This is a genomic window from Maribacter aquivivus, from assembly GCF_900142175.1.
In the GTDB taxonomy this organism is placed as follows: Bacteria; Bacteroidota; Bacteroidia; order Flavobacteriales; family Flavobacteriaceae; genus Maribacter; species Maribacter aquivivus.
The window spans coordinates 706,588-723,686 of record NZ_FQZX01000001.1; the positions used below are offsets into that span (position 1 = coordinate 706,588).

20 protein-coding genes and 1 tRNA gene are annotated in these 17,099 nt (G+C 35.0%); 2 read left to right on the forward strand and 19 right to left on the reverse strand.

The annotated features are described in order from the left end of the window. Window positions 1–71: 71 nt before the first annotated feature. The 19 genes from BUC31_RS03040 to BUC31_RS03130 form a co-directional block, all read right to left on the reverse strand. On the reverse strand, window positions 72–371 hold the full coding sequence (locus tag BUC31_RS03040) for an antibiotic biosynthesis monooxygenase family protein (protein ID WP_073241143.1): 300 nt from the start codon (window positions 369–371) through the stop codon (window positions 72–74). Continuing rightward, window positions 368–703 carry an avidin-fold protein gene (locus tag BUC31_RS03045; protein WP_073241145.1) on the reverse strand — a complete coding sequence of 112 codons (336 nt, stop codon included), beginning with the start codon at window positions 701–703 and terminating at the stop codon, window positions 368–370. The genes BUC31_RS03040 and BUC31_RS03045 overlap by 4 nt, the downstream gene beginning before the upstream one ends. A 34-nt stretch (window positions 704–737) precedes the next feature. Next, complete coding sequence (locus BUC31_RS03050; RefSeq protein ID WP_073241147.1) at window positions 738–1,649, reverse strand: helix-turn-helix domain-containing protein; 912 nt, start codon at window positions 1,647–1,649, stop codon at window positions 738–740. Window position 1,650: 1 nt separating this feature from the next. Next, window positions 1,651–2,163 carry a hypothetical protein gene (locus BUC31_RS03055; protein WP_073241149.1) on the reverse strand — a complete coding sequence of 171 codons (513 nt, stop codon included), beginning with the start codon at window positions 2,161–2,163 and terminating at the stop codon, window positions 1,651–1,653. 26 nt (window positions 2,164–2,189) lie between these two features. Next, the gene (locus BUC31_RS03060; protein WP_073241152.1) at window positions 2,190–3,140 is read right to left on the reverse strand and encodes an SDR family oxidoreductase; all 951 of its coding nucleotides are present in this window, start codon (window positions 3,138–3,140) and stop codon (window positions 2,190–2,192) included. Between the two features lie 152 nt (window positions 3,141–3,292). Next, entirely contained in the window at window positions 3,293–3,700 is a 408-nt protein-coding gene (locus tag BUC31_RS03065; RefSeq protein ID WP_139251881.1) for a biotin/lipoyl-containing protein, read from the reverse strand. Between the two features lie 33 nt (window positions 3,701–3,733). After that, window positions 3,734–5,455: a leucine-rich repeat domain-containing protein gene (locus tag BUC31_RS03070; RefSeq protein WP_073241157.1), complete on the reverse strand. Its 1,722-nt coding sequence runs from the start codon at window positions 5,453–5,455 to the stop codon at window positions 3,734–3,736. Window positions 5,456–5,546: 91 nt separating this feature from the next. Further along, complete coding sequence (locus BUC31_RS03075; RefSeq protein ID WP_073241159.1) at window positions 5,547–6,164, reverse strand: hypothetical protein; 618 nt, start codon at window positions 6,162–6,164, stop codon at window positions 5,547–5,549. Then, window positions 6,164–6,736 (reverse strand): hypothetical protein, encoded by a 573-nt coding sequence (locus BUC31_RS20420; protein WP_073241161.1) that lies wholly within the window; start codon window positions 6,734–6,736, stop codon window positions 6,164–6,166. Before BUC31_RS20420 ends, BUC31_RS03075 begins: the two co-directional genes overlap by 1 nt. A gap of 167 nt (window positions 6,737–6,903) precedes the next feature. Further along, a complete protein-coding gene (locus BUC31_RS03085; protein WP_211573844.1) occupies window positions 6,904–7,581 on the reverse strand; it encodes a DUF4145 domain-containing protein in 678 nt (225 codons plus the stop codon). Window positions 7,582–7,811: 230 nt separating this feature from the next. Continuing rightward, window positions 7,812–8,894 carry a polysaccharide deacetylase family protein gene (locus tag BUC31_RS03090; RefSeq protein ID WP_139251882.1) on the reverse strand — a complete coding sequence of 361 codons (1,083 nt, stop codon included), beginning with the start codon at window positions 8,892–8,894 and terminating at the stop codon, window positions 7,812–7,814. 185 nt (window positions 8,895–9,079) lie between these two features. Further along, complete coding sequence (locus BUC31_RS03095) at window positions 9,080–9,778, reverse strand: DUF4386 domain-containing protein (protein WP_073241171.1); 699 nt, start codon at window positions 9,776–9,778, stop codon at window positions 9,080–9,082. Between the two features lie 112 nt (window positions 9,779–9,890). Next, a complete protein-coding gene (locus BUC31_RS03100; RefSeq protein WP_139251883.1) occupies window positions 9,891–10,256 on the reverse strand; it encodes a hypothetical protein in 366 nt (121 codons plus the stop codon). Between the two features lie 60 nt (window positions 10,257–10,316). Further along, complete coding sequence (locus BUC31_RS03105; protein ID WP_244533995.1) at window positions 10,317–11,201, reverse strand: PhzF family phenazine biosynthesis protein; 885 nt, start codon at window positions 11,199–11,201, stop codon at window positions 10,317–10,319. A gap of 53 nt (window positions 11,202–11,254) precedes the next feature. Beyond that, entirely contained in the window at window positions 11,255–11,791 is a 537-nt protein-coding gene (locus BUC31_RS03110) for a sigma-70 family RNA polymerase sigma factor (RefSeq protein WP_073241178.1), read from the reverse strand. Window positions 11,792–11,805: 14 nt separating this feature from the next. After that, window positions 11,806–13,011, reverse strand: coding sequence for a serine hydrolase domain-containing protein (locus BUC31_RS03115; protein WP_073241180.1), 1,206 nt, complete (start codon window positions 13,009–13,011; stop codon window positions 11,806–11,808). Between the two features lie 178 nt (window positions 13,012–13,189). Continuing rightward, window positions 13,190–13,918 carry a hypothetical protein gene (locus BUC31_RS03120; RefSeq protein ID WP_073241182.1) on the reverse strand — a complete coding sequence of 243 codons (729 nt, stop codon included), beginning with the start codon at window positions 13,916–13,918 and terminating at the stop codon, window positions 13,190–13,192. 261 nt (window positions 13,919–14,179) lie between these two features. After that, window positions 14,180–14,253, reverse strand: a tRNA-Ala gene (locus BUC31_RS03125). Window positions 14,254–14,390: 137 nt separating this feature from the next. Then, on the reverse strand, window positions 14,391–15,188 hold the full coding sequence (locus tag BUC31_RS03130; protein WP_073241184.1) for a universal stress protein: 798 nt from the start codon (window positions 15,186–15,188) through the stop codon (window positions 14,391–14,393). Between the two features lie 53 nt (window positions 15,189–15,241). Between BUC31_RS03130 and BUC31_RS03135 the strand changes: the two genes are divergently transcribed. Together BUC31_RS03135 and BUC31_RS03140 are read left to right on the forward strand one after the other, a co-directional pair. Then, complete coding sequence (locus BUC31_RS03135; protein ID WP_073241185.1) at window positions 15,242–15,742, forward strand: GNAT family N-acetyltransferase; 501 nt, start codon at window positions 15,242–15,244, stop codon at window positions 15,740–15,742. Between the two features lie 12 nt (window positions 15,743–15,754). Beyond that, window positions 15,755–17,089 carry an MATE family efflux transporter gene (locus BUC31_RS03140; RefSeq protein WP_073241187.1) on the forward strand — a complete coding sequence of 445 codons (1,335 nt, stop codon included), beginning with the start codon at window positions 15,755–15,757 and terminating at the stop codon, window positions 17,087–17,089. Window positions 17,090–17,099 lie beyond the last annotated feature (10 nt).

Here is a 17,099-nt window from a genome sequence, read left to right on the forward strand (position 1 = left end):
AAAGACAGGCAAACTATTGTTATAGTTTGCCTGTCTTTTTCTTGATACTTTTTCAATAAAAATTATAATAATTATTTGTTTTCAAAAACCGTTTCATAATGGTTTACGGTTGGAAATGGTTCGTAATAGTCGTGTAACAGTTCTTTCCATTTTAGGTAGCCTTTAGATTTTCGAAAGCCTATTTCATGACTTTCAACATCTATCCAATCTACTAATAATATGTATTGCCCATCATTCTCAATACATTTACGCAAGGTATGTGAACAATATCCATCAATTGCCTGAATGTATTCACTAGCGAGTGCAAAGTCTGCTACAAACTTATCTTGTAAATTTGGCTTAACATATAATATGGCGACTTCTAGTATCATATTTCTTCTATTATCGAGTTTCCTTTAGATTGGTCGCCAGAAGTCCATTGCCAAGTTTCATGAAGTCTTATTTTTCCGTTTTCCATAATTTCGGGAACAGAGACACACCTACCTGTCATTAACGCTCCTTTTATATTCACCTGATGATAACGCATGTCAATAGTACCGTCTAAAGATACCACCCCTATTAAATGCCCTTCGAGTATTTCTCCGCCACAATAACTAGCGGTAAGTATATTATCTTTTTGTGTATACTTAAAAAGGGTTTCATGGCTAGTTTCACCATTCTTAGTATTGGCTACCGGTCTAAATGTTTTATTATTATAATTCATGCTGTATCGGATTAGCTTTTTATATACCTATACTTTAATTCACACTAAACTTCTCACGATATGCCGTTGGGCTTATACCTTCTTTCTTTTTAAACAACCTTGAGAAATAGTGCGGATATTCAAAACCCAATTCATATGCTACCTCAGCAATACTTTTACTGGGATGCAACAACATATTCTTGGCCTCATCAATTAACAACAATTGCAAATGCTCAGTGGTTGTTTTTCCGGTTTCTTTCTTTAAGGTATCGCTCAAATAACGCTGGGAAATTCCCATTTTATCTGCAATCTGTTCTATACTCGGTATACCGTTCTTCTGTAGCTGACCAGATTCTACATATTGGGATAATTGCTCATTAAACTGTTCTAACAAACTCGTAGAAAGTTCTTTTCTGTTCAAAAATTGTCGCTCATAAAAGCGATTAGCATATTTAAGCAAGGTGCTTAGTTGAGAAATAATGATGTCTTTACTGAACTCATCTTGGTTGTTTTGGTATTCTATTTCAATATTTGCTACAATAGATGCTATCTGCTTTTCTTCTTTTGGAGATAGGTGCAACGCTTCATTGACGGAATATGAAAAGAATCCGTATTTTTTGATCTGATGCGCCAACTCGGTTCCTTTTAAAAAGTCTTTGTGAAAGTTGATAGAGAAGCCTTTTTGCTCAAATACAGCACTATTATCCCATTGTAAGACCTGCCTAGGTGCTATAAAAAATAGCACACCATTGGTAAAGTCATAGGTTGTTCTACCGTAGTTTAAATCTCCTTTTATGATTTTTTTAAAACTGATGGAATAACAATCATTTGTTATAGGTGGCGAACTTTCTTTATGGCATGGCAAAAAACCTTCTCCTATTGCAGGAAATACACTTAACATAGGGTGTTCCGGACTAGGAAGTTCTAGATATTCCAAATAAGCGGATAATGTTTTAAAGTGCTGCATATTATTTCTTCATTTCTTTAGCTGCCAACTGTAATTCCTTATTATAACTGTCAATTCTTGCTTGGGCCGTACCATCTACCAACAGAATAACAACTAACATAGCTATAGTGGTGATCATGCTTGCCCTCCAAATAGGTGTACTTACAAATAATAAAACCAGAGCACAAACCACTATAATTATCGGTATGGCTTTAAAAACAACAGTATTATATTCCTTTAAAGTAGCTTCTGCACGTGCTAATTCTGATGCCACGAATGCCGGTGCATCTACTTGGTAGGCTTTTTCAAATTGGGGAATTCTTGATTTGTTGGTAAAAAATAATCCCAATCCTATAATTAAAAGTAAGCTACCTGCTACCAAGGTGGGTAAGATGTAAGCTCTAGCCATATCGGTCTTGCCTAATTGCCAAAAACCGAAGCTTGCCACTAAAAATGCCAAACCGAAGAGCATGAAAAACGGTGTTGAAAAAAGTTCGGCCTTTGCCCAGTCTGTTGCTGCTTTCAATATATCCATTACTATAATTTTTGTCGTTTACTAATTTACAAATTCCAAGTTACACCGGTTTCTTTTTCAGAAAGCTCCCAAAGCCTTTTCATTACCGATTTATCTTTCGCGTGCGGTTCTAGTTTACACTCACCTACGGCCCCTGTCCAATAATTTTTTCCTGTTGGCCCGTAAAATCCTTCTTGATCCAAATCTGGTTCGGTGGCACACATCAATTCTGGGTACGCCCCTTTCTCTGCAGATTGTACCATGGGCGTTAATTTCATGATCTGCCAAATAAATCTTGTCAACAAGCTACCGCTGGTCTTGATCAATGATGTTGAAGATGCACCAGGGTGGCATGCGTATGATTTCACACCTGTTTTGCCCGCCGCCTTAAGTCTATCTTGCAATTCATAAACGGTCATGATCTGTGCCAATTTACTTTGACTATATACGCCGTTAGGGCTGTAGTTCTTGTCCCAGTTCATATCATCGAATTGTATGGTCTTAATGCCTAAATTGTAGCCCATACTGCCCACGGTTACTATTCGCCCGTTTGACTCTTCTATACGTGGGTATAGCAATGCTTGCAATAAGAAATTACCGTAATGGTTTACCCCTAACTGACTTTCAAATCCATCTTCGGTAAAGGTTTGTTTGGGTACTTGGGCAATGGCTGCATTGCACATTAAGGCATCTATTTGCGGTACAGTTTTAAGTATTTCATCTGCAGCTTTTTTAACGGATGCTAATGATGCCAAGTCCATCTCTATATTGCTTACCGGTATGGCATTACCTAGCTCTTGCTTTAAGGCTGCTATAGTATCGGCAGATTTTTGTGGGTTACGGTTAAGCATCACCACTTTTGCCCCTTTTTTCAAAAGTATTTTTGCAGCTTCAAAACCAGTGCCACTGGTTGTACCAGTAATAATGAATGTTTTGCCTTCAAGGCTGTTTATTCTATTTGGTGTCCACCCATTGTTACCAAATTGTGTTGTACTCATATCGCCTATTATTTAAGTGTCTAAAAGAATAGGACAAAGGTATATGCGAAGATGCCGAGAGCACTTACACGCATTTTCGAATCTTGTGTACTTTTTGGTGGGAATTAGTTTGATAGTGGGATAGTGGGATAGTGGGATAGTGAGTTTAGGAATTACTGCTCTATACCTTCAATTTTATATAGCTCATCTCCTGGGACTAAGTCTTTTTTATGTTCACAAATCCAAATGATTTTACCATTATAGAAACTTTCACATTCCATGGTAACAGCTTCGTTCCCAATTGCACATAATACATCACCCGATTTTACCCTATCACCAACTTTTACATACCACTTTTCTAAAACCAGAGGCATCTGATTTCCTAAATCTGGAGATGTACACACACTTACTTCTCCTTTTTTGAGCTCTGGAGCGACAAAAGCACTAGATTTTAGGTCTTCTTTGTTCATTTCTTCAGTAGTCCTAAAATGAGGATTAGCTTTAAGATCCTCCATATATTGGGCGCTTTTCTTATTATATTCAAAAAGCTTAGTTAAATATGCTTCTATTATTTTTATCAAATTGTTGATGGTTTACTGTTGATCTTAAATGCACTAATAGTTGCTTACCTTGATCTTTCTTTTTCTTAATTCTTTCACCAGATCTTTATTAAAAAATAAATTATTGGTTCGTTTTAAGCGTGGTAGATATTCAATATCAGCTATGCTTTTCACATCAAAACAGTCATCTTCACCGTCCCAAAAAGGATACAGCTGACTGTAAATTTCACTGCCTCCGTCCGGAGATAATTCTTCAATATCTATTAATAAGCTAGACGGTATTTTTATGTTTTCAAAATACTCTACCGCTTCCGGAAGTATGTCATAGCCCCTTTCCTCAATGTCGATATCATATGTTTTGGCAAAATCATAAATATTAAACTTTGGCAGCAGCACCTCATCTTCATACATTAATTTCTGAATGACCAATAGCTTAAAATTAAGGTCAGATTCAAATAAGAAGTCTCCTTCTGGGTATTCAGAAAGCTTTTGATTTGCCTTGGCATCAAACAACGCCCTGTTTCTCAATTCCAAATCTAAAACGCGTTTTGGAATCTTGCCCATAATTTTTGGCAATGTCTCAAACGGATTCTTCTTCAGCCCCAATACTTTTAATTGGGTCAATTGACCAATACTTTCTGGTAGTGTTCTTAACTGCGTTTGTTCTAAATGAAGCTCTTCAAGCTGGGTAAGTTCACCCAACCAACTCGGTATTTCTTGTAACGGGTTTTTGCTAAGAATCAGCACCTTCAACTGACTCAGTTCTTTTAAGGCTACCGGTAATTCCGTTATGGCATTGTTCGCCAAATTCAACACCGTAACGTGCTTCAGATCCGCTATACCTTCCAAATTAGTAAACTGGTTATTGTATACACTCAAGGTTTTTAAATGTGATAATTTACTTATCTCTGAAAAATCGGTAAGTTGATTGCCATCTAAATTCAGGTATTTTAGATTTTGTAACGCAACTAAATTCTCAGGTAAAGTTTTGAGCTGATATTGGTGATCTAATGCGTTCGATGAATGCCTGCCCAATGTAAGGCTTACCAAATTTGGCAACGTATGTAAATTATTTAAAAAGGCATCTGGAATGCTATGCATATTATACACGCTTACATTACTCAGCTGCTGTAATTTAGAAATTTGCTCGTTTAAAAAATTGCCAAATTCGTTCCAGACCGATAAATCTTGAAGGTTTATGCACTCGTACAATTTCTCTTTTACAGCGCTATCTTCCCTGCCGTAACCCCAATATAATTTTTGAATATAAAAAGGCGGCTTATCACCAATATTGTCTATCTCGGTAAGGTCAGTAAGTGTATCTTCATTAAAAGTACACTCTTGCAATAGCTTTTCGTAAAAAGCGTCACTAGGCAAGGTGTAAAAAGCCTCTATATCATCTAGATTACTTAGGTAGGCATTGGCTATATAAACTTCGTTCGGTTTTTTAGCTAGTTTCTTTTCTAGAGTTTCAAGCAGTCCATCACGCAACATTAGCGCCTCGTGTAATTCTTTTTGTTCTGCCGTTCTAAACAAACCCTTACCGCTTAAAAATTGCTTGTATTGTTTTGCGCTATTGCCCAGTAGGTGTTGCCTAAAGTAAAATGCATACTCCCTGTTTGTATTGTTATTGTTTATATAAATCTGCAATACAGCATAACAATCGCCTTGGGTATTTGTTGTTTTAAAGAGGATATCACCGAAGGAATTTATAGCTAGTATTTCTCTTGGTTTCTGGTCCTGAAATACTGCTTGTAGTAGCTTTTGTTGGCTCATACTTTAAAGAATTTGCTTAGGGATGTGTTAAAATTTAAAGCGGTGCTATTGAAGTTTTATTGCTTTAAAAGACATTTAGAATACGTTTTATTTATGCCAGTTCTTCGGATACTAACTCAACAGCCTCACCGTTGGTATTAGTCGCCCAAATTTGTAATGTGTCATAGCCATTTCGTTTTACACTTTCAAAATCCATTTTGGTACCATCAATAAGTTCTAGCAAACCATTGGTATCAACCTCTTCTCTAAACTCATCTTCATAATCAATACCATAATATGTGCTTATGATTATTTCAAAAACTTCGTTTCCTTTACTATCCTTATATTGGTTTGCTAATGGTCTATTTGTAATTTGTTCAGGTGTAAAAGTATCGCAAAACATAGCATTGTACCCGTGTTTACACCCGTCAAACAAGAGAATTTCTTCACCAGTAACTATATCAACTGCATATACTAAAGCAGGTGCAAAATCTGTCTCAACAATAAGATTGCTATAATCCTCATGAAGCGCTCCGTAAAATTTGATTTTGAATTTTCTGTTCGCTGAGGCAGTCCTTAGTTTTCTGCGCCATTCATGTGAATGCAAGTCTTTGGGATTTTCAAAATGTTCAGTAAAGCCTTTAAGAAATGTTGGTCCTAATATTCCGTTGTCTGTATTTAAGATATCGGACTTATTATCCCCTTTGTTAAACAGGTCGAAAATTCCCATTATTTTATTTTTATTTGTTTTATCACAGATGTAAGAGGTATTGCAAAAACACCGTCATCATTTAATAAGAAAACAATATCCTTTGTCTTGCCAATTAGCTTACCCTTTTTTATTTCGTTATCTACCATAGTAATGGTAATATCTCTTTGATTGGTTATTTTCTTCATCGTGTATTTTCCATAAAACCCAGCAGATAAAAACAAGTATATAACAAAACTTATCGCTATTACTGTAATTCTGTATTGTTTAAACCACTTCTTTTTATCGCGCCCAAAATTCATTTTTGAATATGATTTAGGCCATCTTTTTAACCAAACATAATCAAGGTAAAACAGTATAGAAATAAACAACGTGGATGCCGCTGCAAAAAGAATGATATAAACATCTGCAAATGGAGCTATTAAAAAATCAAAAACGTCTCCGTAATCAAAAATATTTATACCAAACTCAGCATATTTTTTATAATTAAAAATCATACCTATACCAACAGCCAGAAGATAACAAACCGTAATCACGGTTTGAATTTCCTTTATAATTAATTCATAGGTATCTTTTATTAAGCCTTCTTTCATTATTTAAAAATAAGGATTAAGGTTGAGTGAAGTACTTTGTCTTGATACATATAATAAAAAAGCTCAAAGAATCTGATTTTAGAATCTATGAGCCTAGAATAATATTGTCTCAGATTAAAGAAGAATTTGTTTGTTTTTTATCTCAGTTCTTTGTTGGTGTGTCGTTTTTATTTCATTTCTGGTTTTCCGATCGATTTCAGTTTTTCATTCAGTGCAACTTTTCTGGCTTTCATTTTAGCAGGTTGGATATAGAAAAAATCAAATAATGATTCAATTACATCTAAATTCCAATCAGCTTCTCCTGGTTCAACTTCTACTACAGCTCCTGAATTAGTGTCCTTCATTGGATGAGCTGCAAAATTTCCTATATTCCTAATTGCATCTAATGAGTCAGTTATGTGAGATGGTAATTTATTACTATCAATCGCATCCTGTATCTCTTGCGCCAAACTTTTATGACTGAAACCTTGTTCTCTTAAAACACTCTGTAAGCATCTACGACTTAAGGCTGCACTTGCTTTTGGGCTATCACTTAAAACTAAACATGCTTCTTCATAGTCACTTGATAAAATTTCTGGAATTTCAGTTAAATCAAAATTCCGAGTTGTTTGTTTTGGATAGACTAAAATATTCTTTTCTTCATGCCATATAGAGTGATTATTACAATGTGTGCATTTCGAAAAAAGAAATCCTTCAACATCTCCAGTCCATTTCTTATCTCCTCTAATTTGAGCCGAATACATATCGTATCCGTATCCGTAGCTCCATTCTTGTTTTGCAAATGCTCCACATAGCGGACAGTTAAAAGCTTCTTTTCCTAATTCAGGGTTTACATGTTCAGCCATAATTTTATTTATTTTTTATAATGAACGCCAACGGTCTAGCATATGAAACGTAGCGTGTAAATAGACGCTGATTTTTCGGATTATACACAAGCCAAATTTTTATGTTTTGTTTTTATCTTTTTAATCTTAAAAGGTAAATTTAAAAATTTGGCGACTTTGCAAATACACAACAACCTTGCGTAAAGCCTATAATAGCTATGTTTTATATACATTGTTGGCAACTGGCTTTTCTAAAAGTAACTTCTTCCGCAATCAGAAACTACTTTAATAATAAGTTGCATCATTTCTTCGATGTTAATTTTCCCCTTTCTTTCGGCAACATAGTTCTCCATTGTTTTTACATAGTAAGCAGTAGAACTTTGTGGTGGGTAAAATCCTAAAAACTTGCGGTGCAATTCATAAAATGTTTCATTACATTTTGTAATAATTTGATTTAATTGATGCATTGCAATGCGATGAAATAATAATTTCCTTTGCTTATCAGAGTTTATTCCAATTCTCAATTCATTCTCTAGTTGGCTTGAAATAATGCAGGCAACATTATCTTCAATTATTGAAGTTAAGAATTCAGGTATTTCATCGCTGGATATTTTCTTAAAATCAAAAATTATTGATAATCTATTTAACAGAATAAAATACGGATTTACGGAATTATCAATTAAAAGTCCATTATCTGACAAACGTTCTTCATCTTGAATAAAATAGTTAAGAGCAAAATCGAAATCGGTAATCTCATCGGCAAACTCTTTGGTTTTATCATTAATCGAATTTAAATCTCCGATTAAAGTTTTGTCGATAAAACTTCTCAAATATTCCTCTTGTTCATCAGTTAGTTTCCAATTGTCGTAATTTGAAGCAGAAGCTCTCCACACATTAATTATTACAAATTGTAGAGCAATAAGTTTTTTATCTTCAAATACGATATAATTACAAGTATCTTTTTTGAGTTCTTCATTACTCTTTTTGACAATTTTTGAATAAATATCTTGAACGAAAGCTGTCTCTATTGGGTTAAACCTTTTTTCACAGTCTCTACAGACTAACTTTTTGTTTATTATTTCATTTTCGTTTCCTGCAATTTGTTCGTCCGTGACAGGTTTTCCTGTTATTTCCTCAATTTTTTCTGGCTGTATTGCAGAACCAAAGAAGTCTAAACCAACTTTATTCACTGATATTTCAAACATAAGTTCTTTATCAGCTCGTTTCGTAAATCCATCTTCATTTAACGCAGTTCGTATAATACTCTCCGTGAATATATGAGAACCTACGTCTTCTAAATCATTCGTCTTACAAAGTTTGCATTTCGTGTTCATAGGTTTCTTTAGCTCACTGCCAACAACGGTATAAAGCAACAAGTCCCATTATACCCAAATATTAATTTATATAATAACACTCTAAAACGGCAGGGGAAGTTGTGTTTTAGAACCGACCAACAAGGTAGTATTTTTCTTCAATGCAGCATTACGGGAAAGCGTAATTCATAAAAAACAGTTATACTTTATTCTTTTAAACGTGCTACGCCAAAGTTAGTTTCTAACCATTTTGTATTCAACCCTTTTACCAATAACCACAGCGGTAAAATCAATTGAATTAAACCCATTGGTAACAACATATTCATACTAATACCTTCGCCTAAAATAGAAGCCAGTATCTCAATAAACATTAGTAGTACGGCAAGCATACCAAAGCCAGAAAGTACTCTAGGTATCAAATTTGTTCTGTAAAATGTGAAATAGAGAACAAATACAGAAAAGCAAGATGTCAATAAACTCAAATAATGTGTCCACCAATGTTTTTGAAAGTATATGGGAGCCATTGACTCAAGCATATTAGCGTTAGCCTCCACAGTAGTCATGTATTCTTTACTTAACTCTAGCATAGCCAAAACACTGGTATTATCTATACTTATTGCAACAAAATCTAGAATACTAAATGCTAAGTATAGCACGGCTAGTGTAATGCTATATTTTTTAAAAACAGGAAATAGCATTGCCGCAATACCAATAGAGAATAGGCCACTTAAACTTCCAAGCAATACGGAGGTAATTAATTTTGGAGCATTTGGCGTAGCATTAATTAAAAAGTCATCTGAAAATAAAATGGGTCCCTGTAGAAATTGATACACAAGAATACCCATGACAAAAATGAGTAGAAATAGTAATCCTATTATCCTACCTACAGTGTTGGTCGATTTCATGATTGTGATTTTTGATTGATTGACAATAGGACGTTTACGCCATGCAATTGTTACAAAAACAGAGAGGAAATAGTTATAAGTCTTAAATACTGAGTATTGAATATACGCAGTGCTATCTATCTACCGGGAAGCTGCATTGTGAGTTTTCTGGCAACCATAGCAGTTGATCATTGGTGAATTGCCCTCTAAAATCTCCAGTAAAGCCTATTACTTTCCCCTGGCAATCATATAAAATAGAGACATAGTTTACCAAAGGATTACAGTTGATATTATAGAAAACATCATCGCCCAAATAACGCGCACTTCGTATATACTCAAATTCTGAAAGTGTGGCAACCCATTCATTTAACCATGGTAATTCTTCTACAGGGTCTTCAACAGAACAAATTAGGTTACTATCATCATCATTGCTACAAGAATATAAAACCATTACCAAAATCATACAACCAATGACCCTAAATAACATACCGATGTTCATAGTTTTACTATTAGAATATACTAGATAGATACGTTACAGATAATTGGTTGCTTCTGCTGTTTATATCTCTATGTTCAATTCATTGGCTACAACTCCTTTTCCGCCAGCCATGAGTCCGGTTATTGTTTCATTTTCTAAACGTAACTGTACTTCAAGCGCACTTGATGATGGCGGACTCATATATTTACCTTGCTGAATTTTAAAATTGGTTTGCTTTTGCTGCAAGACATCAAACAAATAACTAGCTAAAGGACCTGCGGCCATACCCGTTGCTGCTTCTTCTAAAATACCGTAGCGTGGCGCGAACATTCTTGTTGTCGCATCTATTTCATGTGCTGCAGCATCTGTAGTGAATACGTAATATCCTATTAAATCATATGCTTCACTGATATTTTCTATGGCATCAAAATGTGGGGTAATAGCTTCTAGCGTTTTTACATCTTTCACGGGAATCAATAGAAAAGAATTACCGGTATTGACTACTTGAATTGGTGCGTTTGGCAGCAAATCTGCTTTTGTTAATCCTATTGATTTTAGAATTTCGTTTTCATCTTTAGATGGGTCTACATAACTGGGCGCCAATTGCTCCATAAAAGCCAAATCTCCCTGTATTTCTATTTTTCTATTTCCGTCTATGGTCTCTTTTGATGACGAATTACCCTTTAACAACCCCAATTGTTTCAGGTATGAAAAAGCGGCAATGGTGGCATGTCCGCAATGTGCTATTTGCTTTGTTGGCGTATAGAAATCTAATTTAAAATCTGCCGTTTTGGAACGAGATACAAATGCGGTTTCTGAGAGCCCCACTTTTTGGGCTATGGCTAATTTATTTTCATGAGATAAGGCATCGGCATGTAGAACAACACCTGCAGGATTGCCGCCTTGATCATTCTCGGTAAAGGCATTTAATATTTGTACGGTTACTTTTTTTTGATCATCCATCATAACTTATTTAAGGTTTATAACAGATAGACGTGGTACATTATTAAAAGACGTAGCTATTCTTCATTATTATCAAAATCGAGCAATTTACCTGTTTGGTCAGACGCCACATTTGGGCAACTAAGTAACTGTATTTTTAATATGTCCCTAGCTTTTTGAACTCTAGATTTTGTACCCGAATATGATATGTTCAAGTGCTTTGCCAACTCTTTTTGAGAATATTCTTGAAACGTAGTCAATACAATAGCTTCTTTATGCTGGGCAGATAACTGTTCTATTTTCTGGTTGATGCAATTGGTCAATTTTGAATAGTCAAAATCGCCCGACTGTTCTTCTGGCATATCAAAATCAGTTATGGAAACGGTGTTAGAATTTGGCTTGCGAAAATGGTCGATTATGGTATTTCTTGTAATCTGATATACCCAAGAGGTTAACTTAGAAGTATGTTGCAGCTGATGGATCTTGGTCTGTATTTTCAAGAACACCTCTTGATGAATGTCTTTTGCTACCTGCTCGTCTTTGATCTTCCCTAAAATAAAATGATACAATTCTTCATTGAGATCTAGCCAAATGGTATGTATTTCATTTTTCATAACACCTCTTTTTGTTAGAACTCATTTTCATGAGCAATTAATGCCCGCCAAATAGCTATGAAATCTTGTACACTTTCTTTATCTAATTCTGTGTTGACCAATAACAGTTTTCCGACCTTGGTCTTTTCATTGAAAAACATATGGGTGACTACGCTTGGATCACCTCCTGTATGCCCAATTTGCCCTTTTGTAGACATGCCCATAAAAACCCCCATATTGTATTCGTCATTATATTCACTATCACTCCGGTCTTTATGGTTTTCGTCAGTTAACTGAGGTGTAAATAAGACCTTATAGCTTTCTGCGGATAAAATAACACCATTACCTGCATAGCCTTTTATAATTTCAGATAGGTATTTCGCCAAATCGTGGGAGGAAGTAATCAGTCCGCCATCTGGGTAATTCACCAATTTGTAAAATGCCAGTTCGGTATCTTGATCAACATATAATTTTGAATGCATAGAGAAATCTATGGTATCAAAAGACCATCCAGAACTTGTCATTTCTAAGGGGTCAAAAATATGTTTTTGGGTAAATTCTGGAAATGATTCTCCCGTTGCTTGTTCCAGAACCAGTGCCGCCAACCCTGCCCCAATATTAGAATAGTTAAACATACCACCTGGAGAATATTTCGAAAATGTTTTCTTTTTATACCACTTACCATCTTCACTCAAAATGGCTTCAAGATAATCGCCCAAAGACATCATTTCATCTGGACTACGGAAATTGCCGTTTACTTTGGCGTCTCCGTTTTCCGCCTCTTTAAGAACATAACCCTTGCTCTCATATTCTGCCGGGTCTTTTATACCTGAGGTATGACTTGCCAATTGACGAATGGTAATAGGTGTATTTTTAAATTTAGGATGCACAACTTTAAAAGGTAGGTAGTCGTTTATATCATCATCTAAATTTAGCTTACCCAATTCCTGCGCTTTCAACAATGCAACGCCAATAAAGGTTTTGGAAATGGACCCTATATTTTGAAGCGAATTTTCGGTGTATTTTATGTTTGCTTTTTTATCTGCAAATCCGAATCCGTTTTCATACAAGGTGCCTTCTTCATTAACGATGGCTACCGAAAAACCGACTAAAGAGCCATCTGTAGCAATTTTGTTTAACTCATTGGTGAGTTTTTTAGAAATGGAATCATTGGTTTGTGCGTAGGTTGTACCCACAAATAATGTAAACAGAATTAGTTGACTGATTTTTTTTACTATCATGATTGTAAACGATTTGATTGATTGATTGATGAATAACAAGTCCCAATTTAACCATTATAAATCAGATACTTAGTTTAGGGTATCAAACGATATCTTTCATTTCATATAACACGACCAATAGTTTAGAAATAAAAAAGGCTCCCATCTCTGGAAGCCTTATCTAAAACTTATTATTTTTTTAATTTCCTACATAAACTACGTTATCACCAGAGTAATTAGAAAAATATAATAATCCATCTTGATCTATCTGAACTACTAGACCTTCTGAATTAGTTTGGTATACTGGATAATTATCTGGATTAGGTTCTATAGTAACCAATTCTAAATAACCATTTTCTTGTAATTTAAAATGTAATTGATACGCTATACCTTCATACGTTTCATATGAAGTGGCAGTAAACTCTTTGTTGATGGATAAAAACACTTTATCTGTTCTTTCTTCATTATCATTGTTAATATGCTCATAAGATAGAAAAGACCAATTGCCAACTAACCTTCTATTGTCTTTCATGTACACCGCAGAATAAAACTCATTGGTGTTTGCAGTATAAAACTTTATAATATTAGAAGTGTCAACATCTAAATCTGTTACTTGCCAATTACTTAACACTTTATCTTCTGTATAAATATCTACATAGTAACTCTTTTCCTCTAAATTTTCTGAAATTGAAATTTTACCACTAGCATCTATACTGCCAGAAAACACAGCATTTACTTCACTGAAATAATCTTCTTTAGAACCGTATACCGCTACCCTGAAATCTGTATAGTCATAGGCATCTGAGTATTCCTCTACTTGATCTAAGTCTAATTGAATATTTATAAAGTTTAATTGTTCTTCAGAATCATTTTGTGAGCAACTGAATAAACAAATAATAGATAGATATGTGAAAATAATTTTCTTCATTTTAATGATTTTCTTTTGGGGGTTGTATATATATCATCAATAATCTTGTTCTAATAACATTTTAATAATCATGATATTGTATATCTGAAGAAATTCGTGAAATAGCTTTAGGTGGAAGTTATGTGCAGACTAGTGTTTATAAATGGAGTTTTAATTGCGGCGAAGCCCTATTCTTTTTTATACTATGAAATAAAATATTAGATATATGCTTTGAAATTGTATAAAACAAAAAAGGCTCCCATAACTGGAAACCTTTTTACGTGGAGAATACCGGATTCGAACCGGTGACCTCTTGCCTGCCAGGCAAGCGCTCTAGCCAACTGAGCTAATCCCCCTTTATTTTATCTTTCCTTCAATTTAATTAGGAATGATTTTCCCAAATGCTTTCGGAACGCACAAGAAAACTATGCTAATCCCCCGCTTTTCAAGAAGTTCAAAGAAAATACATTTTAGTATGCTAACAAAGTACTACTTAATCTTTCTTTACACTAAGCACCAATACCGGTACAGGGGCATAAAACTCTGATTTTGAAATGGTACTCTTTTCCCATAATTTCTTGAAAAAACCACGTTTTCTTCTAAAAACACACAATAAATCGGGTTGTTTTGCTTGAAAATGCTCTAAAACGCCATGATACGTTGTTGAGTTTTCTGTAAAGGTCAACTGCGAAGAAATGTCCATCAATGCCGTATTTATCTTTAAATCGTCATCTGAATATCCGGGAGTTTTCACCATCAATAAATTTACATTGGCGTTGTGCTTATTCTTCATCTCAATTAATGGATCAAGAATTCTCTTTCTTTTTAGAATACCAGATTTAAAAGCAACCAATATATTTTTAAACGACTTATACGCTGTTCCTTTTGGTACGATCAATGTTGGTATGTTTGTTCTTTTTATAATGGCTCCTGAAGTTTGCCCTAAATAATTCTCTTCTTTAATATCATTACTTCTAGGCGCCAGTATAATTAAATCTATACCAATACCCTTATCAATTTCTTTTAGTCCGTCTTTTAGCTCACCGTTAAAACTTGCTATTTTTATAGAGACGTCTTTTGTATCTACTGTACCGACTATTTCCTTTAATCTTTCCTTTGAATTATCGGCTACCTTTTGTGTTATATTGGCAAGCGTTCCTGTTTTTCCGCTGACATTAAAAACTTCCATTACATATATTTCTGCACCAAAGTCTTGTGCAAAATCTACTGCATATTGTAATGTTTGATTCGCATTTGAGGAGGTCCCGATCGGAACAAGAATATTCATCATGATAAAAAGTGTTGATTATACCTCTAAATTTACAATTTAATTAAATCGCTTTTATGATAGCACCGGCAAAGATATCGCAAATACCCAAAATTCTTAAAATGACAGATGCTTGTAGAATTGCTATGGAAGCCAATGGTATTTACCAATGGACGACCGATTACCCTTCTAAACTGGCATTTGAAAATGACATAGGTCGCAATGAACTTTATGTGCTTCAAATTGATAACGAAATAGTAGGTTGTATTGTTGTTTCTCTTCTTATGGATGAAGAATACACTTCTGTAAACTGGCTAACAGAAAATGTAAACAACTACTATATTCATCGCCTAGCAGTGCACCCTAAATATCAAAGCAAAGGTTTTGCCCAACGTTTAATGGACTTCGGCGAAAGTTTTGCCAGAGAAAACAATGCCGTATCCGTTAGGTTAGATACCTTTAGCCAGAACAAAAGAAATCAGAAATTTTACGAGCAACGTGGTTATACCAAATTAGGAGATATCTTTTTTCCAAAACAAAGTGAACATCCTTTTCATTGCTACGAACTTGTACTATAGAAACTATATTTTTTGAAAACTTCCGTTAACTTCAAATCTATAAATGCTTTAGCTATTCCCGCTACTATTGCCGGTATTGCCGAACCTTTATTGTCCATTACAGATACAGCCATTGTAGGGAACATTCCTGTTGACGGATTAGAGTCTCTTGCCGCAGCAGGTATTGTAGGTTCTTTTCTTTCTATGCTAATCTGGATTCTTGGGCAAACGCGTAGTGCTATATCTTCCATTATTTCACAGTACTTAGGTGCCGGTAAATTAGAAGCCGTTAAAACCCTGCCCGCGCAGGCTATTTACCTCAACATTGCTTTGAGTATTCTGGTTTTGCTATCTACCATTTTTGTTGTTCAAGAAATCTTTGAACTTTTAAATGCTAAAGGAAAAATATTGCAATACTGTATTAGTTACTACTCCATTCGAGTTTGGGGATTTCCATTAACCTTATTCGTTTTCGCGGTGATGGGTATTTTCCGCGGATTACAGAACACCTATTGGCCCATGGTCATTGCTATTACAGGAGCGGTCTTGAACGTTATTCTTGATTTTGCCTTTGTATATGGTATTGAAGGATTCATCCCTGCCATGTATTTAGAAGGTGCCGCCTATGCCAGTTTGTTGGCACAAGCGATAATGGCAATCATGGCATTCTATTTACTTTTAACGAAGACCGATATTAGCCTAAAACTAAAATTACCTGTTCACCAAGAACTTGGTCGTTTGGTAGTCATGAGCTTAAATTTATTTGTTCGTGCCATTGCCTTGAACACTGCGCTTATTCTTGCCGTTAGAGAAGCTACCGCACTTGGTGATAAATACATAGGGGCGCATACCATTGCCATAAACCTATGGCTTTTCTCCGCATTTTTTATAGATGGCTACGGTGCGGCAGGTAATATTATGGGCGGCAGGTTATTAGGGGAACGCAATTATGACGGACTCTGGTTATTGGCTAAAAAGATTACGAAATACGGTCTCATTGTTAGCCTGGTCATTATGGCTTTGGCTACTATTTTCTACAAACCATTGGGTAGCTTATTTTCTAATGAGCCTTTGGTGCTTTCTGCTTTTTACGGCATCTTCTATATTATTATTCTGGGGCTTCCGTTTAATAGCACTGCCTTTGTTTTAGATGGAGTTTTTAAAGGTCTTGGTGAAATGAAATATTTACGAAATACCTTGCTTGTAGCTACTTTTTTAGGCTTTGTGCCCATGCTATTTTTAGGCAAATATCTTCACTGGGGATTAACAGGCATATGGCTTGCTTTCACCGTTTGGATGTTTATTAGAGGTGGTGCATTAGTATGGAAATTCAGAAACAAATTCAAACCTTTATTGCAAAATCCGTAATTTTGTATCA